The sequence below is a fragment of the Arthrobacter sp. MYb221 genome, from assembly GCF_002979835.1.
Taxonomy (GTDB): domain Bacteria; phylum Actinomycetota; class Actinomycetes; order Actinomycetales; family Micrococcaceae; genus Glutamicibacter.
In genome coordinates, this window is record NZ_PCPW01000005.1 from 43,022 (window position 1) to 57,235 (window position 14,214).

Here is a 14,214-nt window from a genome sequence, read left to right on the forward strand (position 1 = left end):
CAAAAACACTTGAATCTGATTAGTGGCAGCATAAAGCAAGGCCGCCACAGCAGCGTCGCGCATTTCTGCGTGAGCCACTGTGGCGTAGATGCCTAAGGATTGGGCCGTTAGTCTTCGGCGCGAGCATTAGTTCGTAAGCAACTCGGCGACTATCGATCCTATGATTTAACCAAAACCGGGAGACCTGAATCTCTGCGCAGTTCCATCGTGAGCGATATTCCCAGTAGCGCCACGATGATCGTAAATGGCAGCGCCGAAAGCATTGCTGCCTGTTGGAGGGCGGAGAGCCCGCCAACTAGCAACAGCAGCACTGCGCTCAGGCCGGTGAGGATGCCCCAGATGCCCAGAACCGGACGCGTTGGGTTCAAATGCCCATTGCTGGACATCATGCTCAAAACAAATGTGTTTGCGTCTGCGCCGGAGACGAAGAACAGCACGACCAAGATCATGGTCACCACGGAGGTGAGCTCTACCAGTGGAAGCTCGGCGAGCATCGCGAAGAACGCGGAGTTGAGATTCTCCGAGGTTTGCGCCGCGATCGGAGCACCATCCATCTCGAACTTGATTGCGCTTGCGCCGAAGATGGTGAACCATGCAAAGAACACCAAACTTGGAATGCCCAGAACGCCTGCGACGAACTGACGAATGGTGCGGCCCCTGGATATCTTGGCAAGGAATACTCCGACAAATGCGCCCCAGCTAAGCCACCAGGCCATCATGAAGTACGTCCACCACTGCATCCACTGAAGGTCATCAGGCGTAGTCGGAGTAGTCAGTGAAACCTGGAAGAAATCATTGAAGTACTGGCCTACGGAGCGGAAGAAAATATTTCCGATGAAGCTGGTGGGGCCGAAGATCAAGACGAACAGTGCCAGCAGCACCGACAATGACATCGTGATCTGGCTGATGTACTTGATGCCGCGATTGACCCCGGAAAGTGCAGACAAGGTGAACAGGACGGTGATGACCGCGATAATGACAATTTGCACGCCGACACCTGTGGCAAGACCGAATACTCGGTTCAGTCCCTCTTCGATTTGCGCAGCGCCCAGACCCAATGAAGTCGTGGTGCCGAACAGCGTCGCCAGAATGGCAAACACGTCAATCAGCTTGCCGAACCAGCCGTCCACGAGGCGTCCGAGAACCGGTCGCAACATCGGTGAGACGAGCCCCGGGCGGCCCTTCCGGTGCGTGGAGTAGCCGATTGCCAGGCCGAAGACGCCGAAGACCGCCCAAGCATGCGGGCCCCAGTCAAAGAAGCTGAACTGCAGTGCGCGAACTGCCGCGTTCAGGGTGCCGGGGTCTTCCAGTCCGTGTGGCGGGGCCATGAAGTGCGAGATCGGTTCTGCTACGCCGTAGCTGATCAGACCGATGCCCATTACGGCGGACAAGATCATTGCCAGCCAAGCCCAGGTGGAGTATTCGGGGCGTGAATCCTCGCTGCCCAGCCGGATGCCGCCGTAGCGGCTCGTTCCTAGGAAGATCATGAGTCCGATGCATCCTAGGGTCACCACCAGGTAGCTCCAGCCGACGGTGCGCGTGACCCAGTCCATGCTGGAGGTCATCAGCGCGCCAAGGCTTTCCGGTGAAAGGCTAGCCCAAAGCAGGATCCCCACCAGCAGAATCATGGCGGTATAGAAAACGCTGCCTACACGCGGTTTCTCGCCGAGGGCGTTGTCTAGGTTCTTGGCCGAGGAGGCGTTGCTTGACTCCTCGATCAAAGTTTTATCGACCATGATTTTCTCCGCTTCGATGTTCTGGCACCGCATGAAGCAGCGCCTAGGAGGTCGTTTGATTGACGGGTGCTAGAGGGACTCTAGATTTGCGCCGTCGTAGAATCGACCGGCCTTGTAGACCATCGGTTCGATGTTGGATACTTCTGCGTGACGAACGCGGCACACGAAAATGGTGTGAGTCTTGGCCTGGAAGCGTTCGCGTATTTCTGCCTCAATCATTGCGGACGAGGAGTCGATCAACGGGCTTCCGTCAGGACCTTCATGCCAAACGATATCAGCGAACTTGTCAGCGGACTTGGAAGCGAAGGTTGAAACAGTGTCTTTCTGCTCACGGGAAAGGATGTTGATGCCTAGGTGAGTTGACGCGAACAACGCTGGGTAAGTTGAAGAAGTCTTCTGTACACACACCATCACCAGTGGTGGCTCTAGCGAGATTGAAGAGTATGCATTTACCGCCAATCCCTTGGGCTTTCCGTTTTCTTGTGTAGTTACGACGGTGACACCAGTGACGAACTGACGGTTGAAGGCCTTCATCGCATCTAGATCTGGCTCACCGGACAAATCGGCCATGAGTACCGGCTCGTCGCTGGCCTTTTCGGCAGCAATCGCGTCCGACAGAGAACGGATCCCCAATGAATTGAGCAGTTCGGAGCCGTCCCACGTGACATTTTCGCTCTGGATCAGTCCATCGTGAAGTGCAACTTCATTCGACCCTCGGGTTACCACCGATTTGCCGGTAGCAGGCACTCCGAGGAACGTCTCGGTGTGGGTTCCGGATGTCGTCCAGAATATAGCCGCGCGGTCCCCGTTAACAATCACCGAATTGATCTTGGTAGTCAGATCAGGAAAACCGGCGCGGGTTGCGCGAATTTCATCCTGGAACTGAGCCAAGGTCATTGAATTTCCGTCGGACTTCCCCGTGCGACTGTAGCTATCGGTGCAGATCGAAGCCAACGCTTCGACTTCACCGCGATCCCACGCAGCGGTCCAAGCTTCTTCAAGGGCAGTTTCAAAAGTCTGTTGCATACTAGAGACTGTAAGGCGCGTCACTGTCTCGGGTCAAGAGGTTTGATCAAATTGCGAATTAATCAATGAATATAGGAGTTTAGTCGCGCTGCTGCGCGGGTGATTGACTTGATCTTGCATGCATCGTAGTGTTCTTGTGTGCAAGGAATAACGGAATTTAAGAACTTCGGGGCGCCACCCGTGTCGGACGAGTCACTTCTGGACCGGATTCGTGAGCTGGTGCTTAGTGGTGCCTACGCTCCCGGAGATCCGCTGTCTGAGATTTTTCTTGCGCAGCAATTCGCGGTCAGCCGCACTCCGGTGCGCGAGTCCTTGAAACAGCTCGAGCGCGAATCTCTGATCGAAATCAAGCCAAAGGTGGGCACCTTCGTACGGGAACCCACCAAACGAGAAATCGTGGAGCTTTTTCAGCTCAAAGAGGGGCTAGAGGGGCTGGCGGCCGGGCTCATGGCGCGACGGGGGAGAACCGCTCACTTAGAGTTCCTCGAACAGAACGTTAGAGCATCTGAAGCTGCTGCCATCGCTCGCGACTCCGGGAGGTATGCTCAGCTCGTTCATGAGTTCCACTGGGGCTTGGTCAATGGCTCTGATAATTCGAAATTGATAGAGCATTACAGGCTGTTAATGAACCAGCTGGCATTCCATCGACTCGTGCTCAAAACTGTTGAAAACCCTAAACGCATTGCCGTCTCGAGCGGCGAACATCGACAGGTATTGCAGATGATTCAGGATAAAGATCATTTCGGCGCGGAAGCTGCCATGCGAAATCACGTCTATGCCTCCGCCCGCGAACTTCTCGGTGGAAGCCGCGAAGCACCCGAGGGATAAACGTTGAGGTGGGCGGGCGACAATAAGTCCTTAGGCCAATAGGAACCCAAGTAATGAGGAAGTGACTCCGGCAGCGAATCCGGAATCGCTTCCTCGTTGCGTTGGGCCTGCCGTATAGCTGCTTGCCGGGCCGCGGGCTGGAATCTGCAGGATCTAGAAGAGCTGCACTGTTCGTGATAACCACTATCGGCGCCAGAAGGGTCATGAGCCTGATGGCTTACTCGCGTACCTCGGCCGTCGCTTCGCCCTAAGCATCTGCAACTACGGTTACCCTTTTTGTCTGCGCCAACGGTGCCCAGAATAGTGGATAGAACGCAACGGTCCGTTGCCGCACCATAAATGATTTGGCGTTCGGTATCCGCGATGAGCACTTTGAGTTCCGAGCATCGTATTGAAGATGTTGGCAATGCCAAGACGTGGTCATGGTTCGCTGGGGACGTTGCCAGCTTCCGTATCGGCGACGAAGAATCCTGCTGGCAACCGTTCCAGTTTTCATAGCACGAGGTCGAGTTACCGTACTCATCGGAGGCCCGGACGAACTTCGTCCAGACTGCATTCGAGAAATAATCTGAATCTAACCAAGAGGCAACCGTTGCGGCTTTGGCGTAAGTCGAAACGTGCCTTTCGCCCACCGGATCCCTGAAAATCTACTGCATTGCGACGATGGCAACGGAAATCTGTCGAATTTTGGGGACATGAACGAGAATCCTCTCCCGGTGAACATTCCCATAACGAGCACGCCCAGTAGTGTTCCTCCGGCCACTGCGCTAAGCCACTGCCAGAAAGGGGACCCGAATTACTTGCAGAAGAATCCCGGCATCATCACGGCCAACACCATGTTGACGGGGAACCAAAGGGTGAATTGGATACGTGAGCGCCCGTGGCGTTCGCTGTCGGGCTTTTCTTCGGTTGCGAGGGGGATGGCTTTTGCCAACGACGTGCTGTAACCAGGCTGGGAGCGGCCGAGATTTGGCATCGTTCCAACCTTTTCCTGCGGAGGAAAATGTGTGGGCTGAATGGCATGGCCAAATAAGAAAAACGCGTGTCCGTATTCCGCTAATTATTGGTGTGGCCGGTATCGGTGTTGATGGATCGGGCATCTTCCTGAGGAATTTCGATGCGCTGGTTATCTAGATGCCTTCCCCCATGGCCTGCAGCGGTGCCCGAGGCGGGTTGCTTGCCGGGCGAATCCCAGAGCCCAATGAAGATCTGCCGGGGCGACTGCGGACTCCCCAATGACGAGAAGTGCTTCATGTGCCTCAGCGGCACTCGGCACTCACTCGCACACTTCTTATTAAGACATTGGGGTTGATCCTGAGAAAGATGGCGATTGTTGCATGCATCAGAACCTAGCACTTCTTGTGAGCCACGCAACAGAAGGTGGACTTTGGGATAATCTACAAGACTTTATCGTGACTTCTTGCACAATTTGAAGTGTCCGGGTTAGAGTTCTTGTATGCAAGAGATTTTGAATGGGGCACCGAACTGATTCGATCGAAACTGAATCTTCGGGCCCGCTTCATGCCGGTGGCAATGCCAACTTAACCGGACGAGCCCTACATAAAAGGTCGATTTGGAATACGACTGCAGTGAAATGAAATAGACCGGAGAGTCCTACAGCATGACGACTACCTCAGAAATTTCCCCGAGAATTATCGATCTAAGTAACCGCTCCACGCTGAGCAACTACTCCGAGATTGCCGCGGCTATCGGTCTGCGTAAGTTTTCAACCTATTGCGAAGAGCTCCCGCTGAATGGTGGGGCAAGCACTTTACGCGCGACCTCCACTGCGGTGATCAGCAACCCGTGGGCGGGCAGCGACACCACTGCGGACCTTGCGCCCGAGGCTGAGCGTATCGCTCCCTTGCTGGCCAAGCTGCTTACTGACCGGCTCCTAGAAGTCCTCGGCGGAGCGGAGCAGGTCGAGGCCTTCGGCAAGGCCGCGCTCGTTGGCGTTGAGGGCGAAACCGAGCATGCAGGCGCGATGATCCACACGCCATACTTCGGCAATCTGATGCGCGAGGCCTTGGATGGCACCTCGATTTTGTGCTTCGCCGATGGGCACGGCCAACCAGGTGAGAAGCTGCGCATCCCTATGTGGCATAAGACAGCGCCGGCTACCCGAAGCCATTACCAGACCATTGAAATTTTCTTATCTGATGCTCCGGCCGCGGGGGAGATCGCCATCGTGGCTGCTGCCTCCACCGGTCCGCGTCCCTTCGCCCGCATCGGCGACCGTCTGACCGATAAGCCAATTACGTCCGAAATTCTGAAGGAGATTGCACTATGAAATACCGCAAGCTAGTGACCATTGTCGAAGAAATCGTTCGCGAGGGTGGACGCGATGTTGATCCCGTGGCACGAGTCGCAATTGTGGCCGCAGTTTTTGACAATCCATGGGCAGGAGAAGGCTTCGTTGAGGATCTCACTGAAGGAATCGACTCGGTTGCATCCGACCTGGGAGCCTTGCTGGCACCGCGCGTGTTGGAAGCGTTGGGCGAGCCATTGGAAGCCTATGGCAAAGCAGCCATTGTCGGTCTGGACGGTGAAATTGAGCATGGCTCGGCGCTGATCCATACCCTGAAGTTCGGTAATCACTTCCGCGACGCGGCCCAGGCAACCACACTTCTTCCGGCAGTGGAAAAGCGCGGCCCGGCCGGAGTCCACTTCGACATTCCACTGAAGCACTTCACGGACGCGACGATCCGCTCGCACCACCAGAGCGTGGAGATCAGCATTCCCGATGCCCCGCACGCGGGCGAAATCATCGTTGCATTAGCCGGTGCAACCCGCGGGCGCCCACAGCAGCGCCTGGCCGCGTTGTCGACCGAACAATAGCAGGAGCAGTACTAAGTGATGAGTGCCCCTGAAACGCAGATAGTTCTCCTCCATGGTGTCGGACTTGACCGCAGCATGTGGAAGACATTCCAAGAGGAAATTGGGCGGCCATCCGTGGCCCTGGATCTGCCGGGACACGGAGCTCAGCCGGCGTTGCGCGAAGCGCAGACCCTGGCGACGCTGGCGTCCGACGTGATTTCACGGTTACCCGGCGGACCCATTCACCTGGTGGGGTTCTCCTTGGGGGCACTTGTCGCACAGCACATTGCGCGCTTCGCGCCAGAAAATGTGGTGACCCTGACCTCCGTCAACTCGGTGTGCCGACGAACTCCCGGGGAATCCGCAGCGGTCGATCAGCGGTTGATGACGGCGGGTGTGGAGTTCGCCGCTGGTGTGGATAAGGCAATTGACCGCTGGTTCCCTAAAGGTATTACACAGGTTCCTGCCACGGAAATCGCGGCGGTGCGTTCGGTGCTTGCGGACAATGATGTCGAATCCTACCTGCATGCCTACCGGGTTTTTGCTCAGGGGGACCGCGAGATTGCCGACGAGCTAGGTCGGATCACGGTGCCGGGGCTGGCGATCACCGGGGAAAACGACCCCGGCTCAACTCCTGAGATGTCTCACCGCTTAGGCAGGGCTATGGCGAACTGCCAGGTGGTTGTCGTACCGCAGGCTCGCCACATGCTACCCATTGAAAACGCCCCAGCTCTGGCTGCCGCGCTACGCACACTAATCTAAATTCCGAAAGGACACACGATGACTGAACGCCTGTCGCACTTCATCGGAGGAGAGTACGTCGCCCCGTCGGAGGGCTCCTACTTCACCAGCACCAATCCGGCCACTCTAGAGGTGCTCTACGAAGCTGCCCGAGGTAATGCCCAGGATGTCGACCGGGCGGTCACCGCCGCCCAGAACACCTTCGAATCCACCGCCTGGAAGCGTATGAGCGCCACCCAACGCGGCCACTTGCTGCGTCGGCTGGGCGACCTTATTGGTGAGAACGCCGAACGCCTGGCCATGAATGAAAGCCTGGACAATGGCAAGCTGTTGCGCGAAATGCGCGGACAGATGCGTTCGCTGCCGGAATACTTCTACTACTATGCGGGGCTGGCAGACAAGGTCCAGGGTTCTCAAATCCCGACCACCAACCCGGATATCCTCAACTACACGCAGCGCGAAGCGCTGGGCGTAGTTGGCGCGATTACCCCTTGGAACTCGCCGCTGACGCTGACCACCTCAAAGATTGCCCCGGCTCTGGCCGCCGGTAACACCGTGGTGATCAAGCCGAGCGAATACACCTCGCGGACCGTGCTGCTCTTAGCAGAGCTCGCAGACCAGGCGGGTTTCCCGGCCGGTGCAATCAATGTCGTGACCGGCCTGGGGGCCGAGGCCGGTGCGGCGCTGGTCAGCCACCCGAAGCTGGCGAAGATTTCCTTCACCGGCTCCACCGGAACCGGTTCGCATATTGCCGCCCAGGCCGCGAGCCGGTTCATCGGCTGCACCCTTGAACTCGGTGGCAAGAGCCCGAATATTGTATTCCCTGACGCCAACGTCGCCAACGCCTCCATGGGCGTCGTGGCCGGGATCTACGCCGCCGCCGGGCAGACCTGCATCGCGGGCAGCCGCGTCTTCGCGCACAAATCCGTGTACGACGAGCTGGTGGAACGCGTCACCGAGCGTGCCCGCTCGATCCGCATTGGCGATCCGCTGCTGGACGAGACCGAATTGGGCCCGCTGGCCTTCGCCGACCAGCTGGACAAGGTGGCATCCTATGTGAAGATCGGCGCCGAGGAAGGCGCCACAATCCACGCCGGGGGCGGACGCCCGGAAGGTCTTGAACTGCCCGGATACTACTACTCGCCGACGGTGCTGACCGACGTGAACAATGACATGCGGGTAGTGCGCGAAGAGATCTTCGGGCCGGTGGCCGCGATCATGCCGTTCGAGCACGAGGACGAGCTGGTCAGCCTAGCCAACGACACCGAATACGGGCTGGCGGCCGGGGTGTGGACGCAAAATCTGGCCACCGCGCACCGCATGGCTCGCCGGCTGGATGCCGGAACCATCTGGGTCAACACCTATCGCGCCATGTCTCCCATGTCGCCGCGCCAGGGGTTCAAGAATTCCGGTGTGGGCATTGAACACGGGATCGAGTCGATGCACGAATATACCCGGCTGAAGAGCGTTTGGATCAACACGGACGAGGGCCCGGTCTCCGATCCCTTCGTCATGCGCGGTTAGGAGAACCGAGGATGCCACTCATCGATGTTTCGATTGCCCGCGGACGCACCCCGGAGCAATTGCGCGCACTGATCGACGCGCTGCACCAGGCGGCCGTAGCGACCACCGGGGCTGCCGATGAAAATGTCACGGTGCTCATCAGGGAAGTCGAACGGGCGCATTGGTCGCGCACCAACACCACCATCGCCGAGCGCGACGCCTCCACGGGTGCAAAATAATTCTTGAAAGGAACACACCACATGCGTTTTTCACTCTTCGTTCATATGGAACGCTACGATGACTCGATTTCCCATGAAGAAAACTGGGCAAATTTGGTGGAGCTCGCGCAGATAGCCGAAAAAGGCGGTTTTGGTACCGTCTGGATCGGTGAGCACCACGCGATGGAATACACCGTTTCCCCCAACCCGCTGCCACAGCTGGCCTACCTTGCAGCCAAGACCTCGAAGATCCGTCTGGGTTGCGGCACGATTATCGCGCCATTCTGGAGCCCTATTCGGGCGGCTGGCGAGCTGGCGCTGCTGGATGTGATCAGCGGAGGCCGCGCCGAAGTGGGCGTTGCCCGCGGTGCTTACCAGTTCGAATTCGACCGCATGTCCGACGGGATGGCGGCAGCCGATGGCGGAGCGCACCTGCGTGAATTGGTGCCTGCAATGAAGGCCCTTTGGGCTGGCGACTACGCACATGACGGTGACGTGTGGAAGTTCCCGACCTCAACAAGCGTGCCGAAGCCGGTGCAGCGCGATCTGCCCGTCTGGGTTGCCGCGCGCAGCCCGGAATCCCATGACTTTGCCGTGGCCAACGGCTGCAACGTGATGGTCACTCCGCTGATGAAGGGCGACGAAGAAGTCCAGTCCCTGGTGGAGAAGTACGAAACCGCGATTGCCGACCACCCGGAAATTGCACAGCGTCCGGAGATCATGGTCCTGCGCCACACCTATGTTCACGCCGAAGACGAGCCGGAGGGCTGGCGTGCGGCCGCCGAAGGCGTGCAGAAGTTCTACCGCACCTTCGACGCGTGGTTTGGAAACAAGCAGGATCCGGTAGATGGGTTCATGGAGCCAAGCCCCATCGAAAAATTCGCCGGGCGAGAAGAATTCTCTCCCGAATCCCTGCACAAGTCCGCAATGATCGGCACCCCTGCCGAAGTAGTCGAGCGCTTGCGCCGCTATGAGGAGCTGGGAGTCACCGAGTTCAGCTTCTGGAACGACAACACGCTCAGCCATGCCGAAAAGAAGCGCTCGCTCGAGTTGTTCATCGAGCAGGTAATGCCGCACTTTGCGCAGGTTGAGGCGTTGCAAAAGTAGCAAGTGATCCGCGCCCGAGCCGGGAATCGACATCAACAGTCGAATCCCGGCTTTTGGCGTGCCGCAGGCGAATGCATCCATCCAAAAAGAATGCGGCACCACCCCGCGCCTCGGTTGCCCATACCACCAGCAAATCTGGACTGCAGGTGAATAACCATGCTTATTCACCTTCCCGCGGCCAGAATTATTTATACCCGCGCCCGGTACCCCAAAGGACGGCAAAGATCTGGCGCTGAAATGGTGTTGATTTTTCACTCTAATTGAAACTTGACATGGCGGTTAGTGCTGATTGCGACAAACGTTGGTGCAATCTAGGCGGGGCGACATCTTTCCCGAATTCCGGTGCTCCGAGCGCTTCGAGTTGGCTCTGCTATCCTTGCCTTAAATGCAGGTCGCAAACCTGGCCTAGAACAAATCCGACGGCATGAAATTAACGTCAATTTGTTAATTATTTGGAAGGGAACTGATGCATTTAACTCCCCGCGAGCAAGAGAAACTAATGATCGTCGTCGCGGCCGATCTGGCCCGCCGCCGGCAAGAACGCGGTTTGAAGCTCAACCACCCCGAAGCGGTGGCCATCATTACCTACGAACTTATCGAGGGAGCGCGCGACGGGCGCACCGTTGCCGATCTGATGAGCTACGGTACAACGATCCTGACCCGCGAAGATGTCATGGACGGAATCTCAGAGATGATCCACGACGTCCAGGTCGAGGCAACGTTCCCCGACGGGACCAAGCTGGTCACCGTCCACAATCCGATTCGTTAAGTACAGGAGTAGAGATGAAACCGGGAGAGTACATACTTGCCGATGGCCCAATCGTCTGTAATGCGAGTCAACAGACCCGAATCCTGAACCTGGTCAACCGCGGGGACCGGCCGGTCCAGGTCGGCTCGCACTTTCACTTTGCAGAAGCCAACCCGCGGCTGGATTTTGACCGAGTCGCAGCCCGCGGATTCCGCCTGGACATCCCTGCGGGAACCGCCGTGCGCTTTGAACCAGGGGATGCACGCACCGTGCACCTGGTGGAATACGCCGGCGCACGCGAAGTCCACGGCTTCCAGGACCGGGTGAACGGACCGCTGGGACGCACCGTCCCGGTTGTCGAAACCGACGCTATTGGCGGTTCCGCGGGTATCGACCCGATCGTCGAGGCCGATCTGGTCGAGGATTACGATATCGATCTGCCCAACAAGAGCGAAGAAACAATTGGTTTCCACACCACCTTCGGCGTGGACCCGGTGGACGAGAGCTTGCCGCCCAAGCCGCATAAGGTCCGGCAGGCCGAGAAATCGCAGACGCCAGGCCCGGACGAAGAGCAGGAGAGCTAAAGATGAGCTTCGAACTCAGCCGCAAGCAATATGCGGAAATGTACGGGCCTACCACCGGCGACGCCATCCGCCTGGCAGACACCGAACTTATCCTTGAAATTGAAAAGGACTACACCACCTACGGCGAGGAAGTCGTCTTCGGCGGCGGCAAGGTCATCCGCGACGGCATGGGCCAAAACGGACGGTTGACCCGTGACCAGGATGTGCCCGATACGGTGATCACCAACGTCGTGGTGCTGGACTACACCGGCATCTACAAGGCGGATGTGGCCCTGCGCGATGGGCATATCTTCAAGATCGGCAAGGCCGGCAACCCGGATATTTCCGATGGCGTGGACATCGTCATCGGCGCGGCCACCGACATCATCGCCGGCGAGCACAAGATCCTCACCGCCGGGGCCATCGATACCCATATCCACTTCGTCTCCCCGGACCAGGTTCCGGTGGCCTTATCCGCCGGCACCACCACGCTCATCGGTGGCGGAGCGGGCCCCTCGGACGCTTCCAAGGCCACCACGGTTACCCCCGGACCTTGGCATATCTCCCGGATGCTGCAGGCGGTGGAGAACCTGCCGATCAACATCGGTTTGCTCGGCAAGGGCCACGCCAGCGACCGTGCGCCGCTCGCCGAACAGGTACGCGCCGGGGTGATCGGGTTGAAGATCCACGAGGACTGGGGCGCCACCACCTCATCCATCGACAACTCGCTGAAGGTTGCCGACGAATTCGACGTGCAGGTGGCCATCCATGCCGATACGCTCAACGAATGCGGCTTCGTGGAAGACACCATCGCGGCCATCGCCGGACGGGTGATCCACACCTTCCACACCGAAGGCGCCGGCGGCGGCCACGCCCCGGACATCATCCGCATGGCGGGGCTGCCCAACGTGCTTCCGGCATCCACCAACCCGACGCTTCCCTACACCAACAACACGGTGGACGAGCACCTGGACATGCTGATGGTCGCGCACCACCTGAATGCCGATATTCCCGAGGATGTGGCCTTCGCCGACTCGCGGATCCGCCCGGAGACCATCGCCGCCGAAGACGTGCTGCACGATATGGGCGTTTTCTCGATTACCTCCTCGGATTCCCAGGCCATGGGCCGGGTGGGAGAGGTCGTCTTGCGCACCTGGCAGGTAGCCGACGCGATGAAACGCCAGCGCGGCAAGCTGGAGGGCGACGGCGTGGTGGGGGACAACTTCCGGCTCAAGCGCTACGTCGCGAAGTACACGATCAACCCGGCCATTGCCCACGGCATTGCAGATTCCATCGGCAGCGTCGAGGAAGGCAAATTCGCCGACCTGGTCCTCTGGGATCCGGCATTTTTCGGGGTCAAGCCGGAGATGATCATCAAGGGCGGACAGATCATCCAGTCGGTGATGGGAGATGCGAACGGGTCCATCCCCACCCCGCAGCCGCGCACCATGCGGATGAACTTCGGTGCCTTGGGCACCGCGGTGCAGGCATCATCGATCACCTTCCTGTCCAAGGCGGCCATCGACGAGGGCGTGCCCGAGCGGTTGCGCCTGCGCAAGGTGATCCGCGCCTGCCAAGGAATCCGCGAGCTGTCCAAGTCGGATCTGAAATATAACAGCGGGACCCCGGAGATCCTGGTTGACCCGCAGACCTACCAGGTCACCGTGGACGGTGAGCTGGCCACCTGCGAACCTTCAGAGGTTCTGCCGATGGCTCAGCGCTATTTCCTGTTCTAGGCCGTTTGCGGCCCGGCAAATTCTAGAGGAGAACTATGATCATTGAACAACTTGTGGGCAATGTCCACGAGCTGCCGGCCGAGCGGTACGCCGGCCGGCACCACGAAAAGGTGGTGCTGCCCAGCTCCGCGCTGGTCAAGAGGATTCAACGCGTCACCAGCGACCACAACCGGGAACTGGGGATCCGGCTGGCCCCCGGCCCGGACCTGCGGGACGGGGACATCCTGTACCTTTCGGATACCGAAATGATCACCGTGTCGGTGTTGCCCACCGACGTGCTGGTGATCGCCCCGCGCAGCATCCTGGAAATGGGGCAGGTCGCCCACGCGCTGGGCAACCGCCACCTGCAGGCGCAGTTCTTCGGCGAAGAATCCGAATACGCGGCGCAGGTGATGGTGGTCCAGTACGACCACACCGTGTCCGACTTCCTGGAGCACCAGCAAACCCCGTACAACCGGCAAGAACGCGTGATGCCGGTACCGTTCCGCCATGCCGAACACACCCACTAGCGCATCGCACCTGCTGACCCTGATGCAGCTTTCCGACTCGGCATTGCCCACCGGGGCATTCAGCCACTCCTTCGGGATGGAAAGCTATCTGGCGGACGGAGGGGTGCATGACGAGGAGAGCTTCGCCAAGTGGGTGGAGCTGTTCCTCACCCAATCGCTGAGCTACACCGACGGGCTGGTGGTGCGCCTGGCCCACGAGGCGATGAGCCCGGAGCGGATCATGGAGTTGGACGCGATGATCCACGCCGCGGCATTGCCGCGGCAGCTGCGCGAAGCCGCCGTCAAAATGGGCAAGCGGATGCTCGCGGTGGCCAGCGTCGTCTCTCCGAGCGAGGAACTCGAAGGCTATGTGCAGGCGGTTGAATCCGGGCGCTGCGCCGGGCATCCGGGGATCGCCTTCGCGCTCGGTGCCCGCGCGGCCGGAGCCCCGGTGGCGGACACCGTGAACAGCTATCTGTTCTCCACCGTCACGAGCCTGACGCAGAACGCCATCCGCGCGATCCCGCTGGGCCAGAATGCGGGCCAACGGGTACTGCGCGCCATGCACGAACCGGTGACGCGCTCCGTGGCGAAGATCTTCAGCCTTGATGACGGAGACCTGGGCGCCGCGATCCCTGGCCTGGAGATCGCGCAAATGCGACATGAGCACCTGCGCGCCCGCATGTTCATGTCTTAGTACACC

At 59.0% G+C, this 14,214-nt stretch carries 15 protein-coding genes and 1 pseudogene; 12 read left to right on the top strand and 4 right to left on the bottom strand.

Translation table 11 applies throughout. The features are described 5' to 3' along the window. Positions 1–158 precede the first annotated feature (158 nt). Complete coding sequence (locus CQ015_RS07800) at positions 159–1,736, bottom strand: BCCT family transporter (RefSeq protein ID WP_105649906.1); 1,578 nt, start codon at positions 1,734–1,736, stop codon at positions 159–161. Positions 1,737–1,805: 69 nt separating this feature from the next. Beyond that, complete coding sequence (locus tag CQ015_RS07805; protein WP_258141574.1) at positions 1,806–2,786, bottom strand: flavin reductase; 981 nt, start codon at positions 2,784–2,786, stop codon at positions 1,806–1,808. Positions 2,787–2,942: 156 nt separating this feature from the next. Here CQ015_RS07805 and CQ015_RS07810 point away from each other — a divergent pair, with 156 nt between their 5' ends. Next, positions 2,943–3,590, top strand: a complete 648-nt coding sequence (locus CQ015_RS07810; protein WP_258134007.1) for a GntR family transcriptional regulator — start codon at positions 2,943–2,945, stop codon at positions 3,588–3,590. A gap of 796 nt (positions 3,591–4,386) precedes the next feature. On the opposite strand, the gene CQ015_RS07815 is transcribed toward CQ015_RS07810, so the two are convergent. Beyond that, the gene (locus CQ015_RS07815) at positions 4,387–4,566 is read right to left on the bottom strand and encodes a hypothetical protein (protein ID WP_105649790.1); all 180 of its coding nucleotides are present in this window, start codon (positions 4,564–4,566) and stop codon (positions 4,387–4,389) included. Between the two features lie 80 nt (positions 4,567–4,646). Then, positions 4,647–4,844 carry a hypothetical protein gene (locus tag CQ015_RS07820; RefSeq protein ID WP_105569823.1) on the bottom strand — a complete coding sequence of 66 codons (198 nt, stop codon included), beginning with the start codon at positions 4,842–4,844 and terminating at the stop codon, positions 4,647–4,649. Positions 4,845–5,211: 367 nt separating this feature from the next. Here CQ015_RS07820 and CQ015_RS07825 point away from each other — a divergent pair, with 367 nt between their 5' ends. The 11 genes and pseudogenes from CQ015_RS07825 (at position 5,212) to CQ015_RS07875 (ending at position 14,208) form a co-directional block, all read left to right on the top strand. Continuing rightward, a complete protein-coding gene (locus CQ015_RS07825; RefSeq protein ID WP_105649791.1) occupies positions 5,212–5,880 on the top strand; it encodes an amino acid synthesis family protein in 669 nt (222 codons plus the stop codon). Then, positions 5,877–6,428 (top strand): amino acid synthesis family protein, encoded by a 552-nt coding sequence (locus tag CQ015_RS07830; protein ID WP_105649792.1) that lies wholly within the window; start codon positions 5,877–5,879, stop codon positions 6,426–6,428. The genes CQ015_RS07825 and CQ015_RS07830 overlap by 4 nt, the downstream gene beginning before the upstream one ends. Positions 6,429–6,446: 18 nt before the next feature. Further along, positions 6,447–7,169 (top strand): alpha/beta fold hydrolase, encoded by a 723-nt coding sequence (locus CQ015_RS07835; protein ID WP_105569820.1) that lies wholly within the window; start codon positions 6,447–6,449, stop codon positions 7,167–7,169. Positions 7,170–7,187: 18 nt separating this feature from the next. Next, a complete protein-coding gene (locus CQ015_RS07840) occupies positions 7,188–8,672 on the top strand; it encodes an aldehyde dehydrogenase (protein WP_105569819.1) in 1,485 nt (494 codons plus the stop codon). Between the two features lie 11 nt (positions 8,673–8,683). Beyond that, positions 8,684–8,890, top strand: a complete 207-nt coding sequence (locus CQ015_RS07845) for a tautomerase family protein (RefSeq protein WP_105569818.1) — start codon at positions 8,684–8,686, stop codon at positions 8,888–8,890. Positions 8,891–8,911: 21 nt separating this feature from the next. Further along, complete coding sequence (locus CQ015_RS07850; protein ID WP_105569817.1) at positions 8,912–9,976, top strand: LLM class flavin-dependent oxidoreductase; 1,065 nt, start codon at positions 8,912–8,914, stop codon at positions 9,974–9,976. 466 nt (positions 9,977–10,442) lie between these two features. Continuing rightward, on the top strand, positions 10,443–10,745 hold the full coding sequence (locus tag CQ015_RS07855) for an urease subunit gamma (protein WP_105553629.1): 303 nt from the start codon (positions 10,443–10,445) through the stop codon (positions 10,743–10,745). A 14-nt stretch (positions 10,746–10,759) separates the two neighbouring features. Next, positions 10,760–11,062 (top strand): annotated as a pseudogene (locus CQ015_RS19305) (urease subunit beta); the annotation flags it as partial. Positions 11,063–11,310: 248 nt separating this feature from the next. Then, positions 11,311–13,023, top strand: coding sequence for an urease subunit alpha (ureC, locus tag CQ015_RS07865; protein ID WP_105553627.1), 1,713 nt, complete (start codon positions 11,311–11,313; stop codon positions 13,021–13,023). Positions 13,024–13,058: 35 nt separating this feature from the next. Further along, positions 13,059–13,532 carry an urease accessory protein UreE gene (gene ureE / locus CQ015_RS07870; protein WP_105553626.1) on the top strand — a complete coding sequence of 158 codons (474 nt, stop codon included), beginning with the start codon at positions 13,059–13,061 and terminating at the stop codon, positions 13,530–13,532. Then, on the top strand, positions 13,513–14,208 hold the full coding sequence (locus CQ015_RS07875) for an urease accessory protein UreF (protein WP_105553625.1): 696 nt from the start codon (positions 13,513–13,515) through the stop codon (positions 14,206–14,208). Before ureE ends, CQ015_RS07875 begins: the two co-directional genes overlap by 20 nt. The last annotated feature ends 6 nt before the right edge of the window (positions 14,209–14,214 follow it).

Bases quoted from the DNA above. Each gene is read 5' to 3' on its own strand.
- CQ015_RS07800 (WP_105649906.1), bottom strand. From the start codon at position 1,736: ATGGTCGATAAAACTTTGATCGAGGAGTCAAGCAACGCCTCCTCGGCC.
- CQ015_RS07815 (WP_105649790.1), bottom strand. From the start codon at position 4,566: ATGCCAAATCTCGGCCGCTCCCAGCCTGGTTACAGCACGTCGTTGGCA.
- CQ015_RS07820 (WP_105569823.1), bottom strand. From the start codon at position 4,844: ATGAAGCACTTCTCGTCATTGGGGAGTCCGCAGTCGCCCCGGCAGATC.
- CQ015_RS07825 (WP_105649791.1), top strand. From the start codon at position 5,212: ATGACGACTACCTCAGAAATTTCCCCGAGAATTATCGATCTAAGTAAC.
- CQ015_RS07830 (WP_105649792.1), top strand. From the start codon at position 5,877: ATGAAATACCGCAAGCTAGTGACCATTGTCGAAGAAATCGTTCGCGAG.
- CQ015_RS07835 (WP_105569820.1), top strand. From the start codon at position 6,447: ATGAGTGCCCCTGAAACGCAGATAGTTCTCCTCCATGGTGTCGGACTT.
- CQ015_RS07840 (WP_105569819.1), top strand. From the start codon at position 7,188: ATGACTGAACGCCTGTCGCACTTCATCGGAGGAGAGTACGTCGCCCCG.
- CQ015_RS07845 (WP_105569818.1), top strand. From the start codon at position 8,684: ATGCCACTCATCGATGTTTCGATTGCCCGCGGACGCACCCCGGAGCAA.
- CQ015_RS07850 (WP_105569817.1), top strand. From the start codon at position 8,912: ATGCGTTTTTCACTCTTCGTTCATATGGAACGCTACGATGACTCGATT.
- CQ015_RS07855 (WP_105553629.1), top strand. From the start codon at position 10,443: ATGCATTTAACTCCCCGCGAGCAAGAGAAACTAATGATCGTCGTCGCG.
- ureC (WP_105553627.1), top strand. From the start codon at position 11,311: ATGAGCTTCGAACTCAGCCGCAAGCAATATGCGGAAATGTACGGGCCT.
- ureE (WP_105553626.1), top strand. From the start codon at position 13,059: ATGATCATTGAACAACTTGTGGGCAATGTCCACGAGCTGCCGGCCGAG.
- CQ015_RS07875 (WP_105553625.1), top strand. From the start codon at position 13,513: ATGCCGAACACACCCACTAGCGCATCGCACCTGCTGACCCTGATGCAG.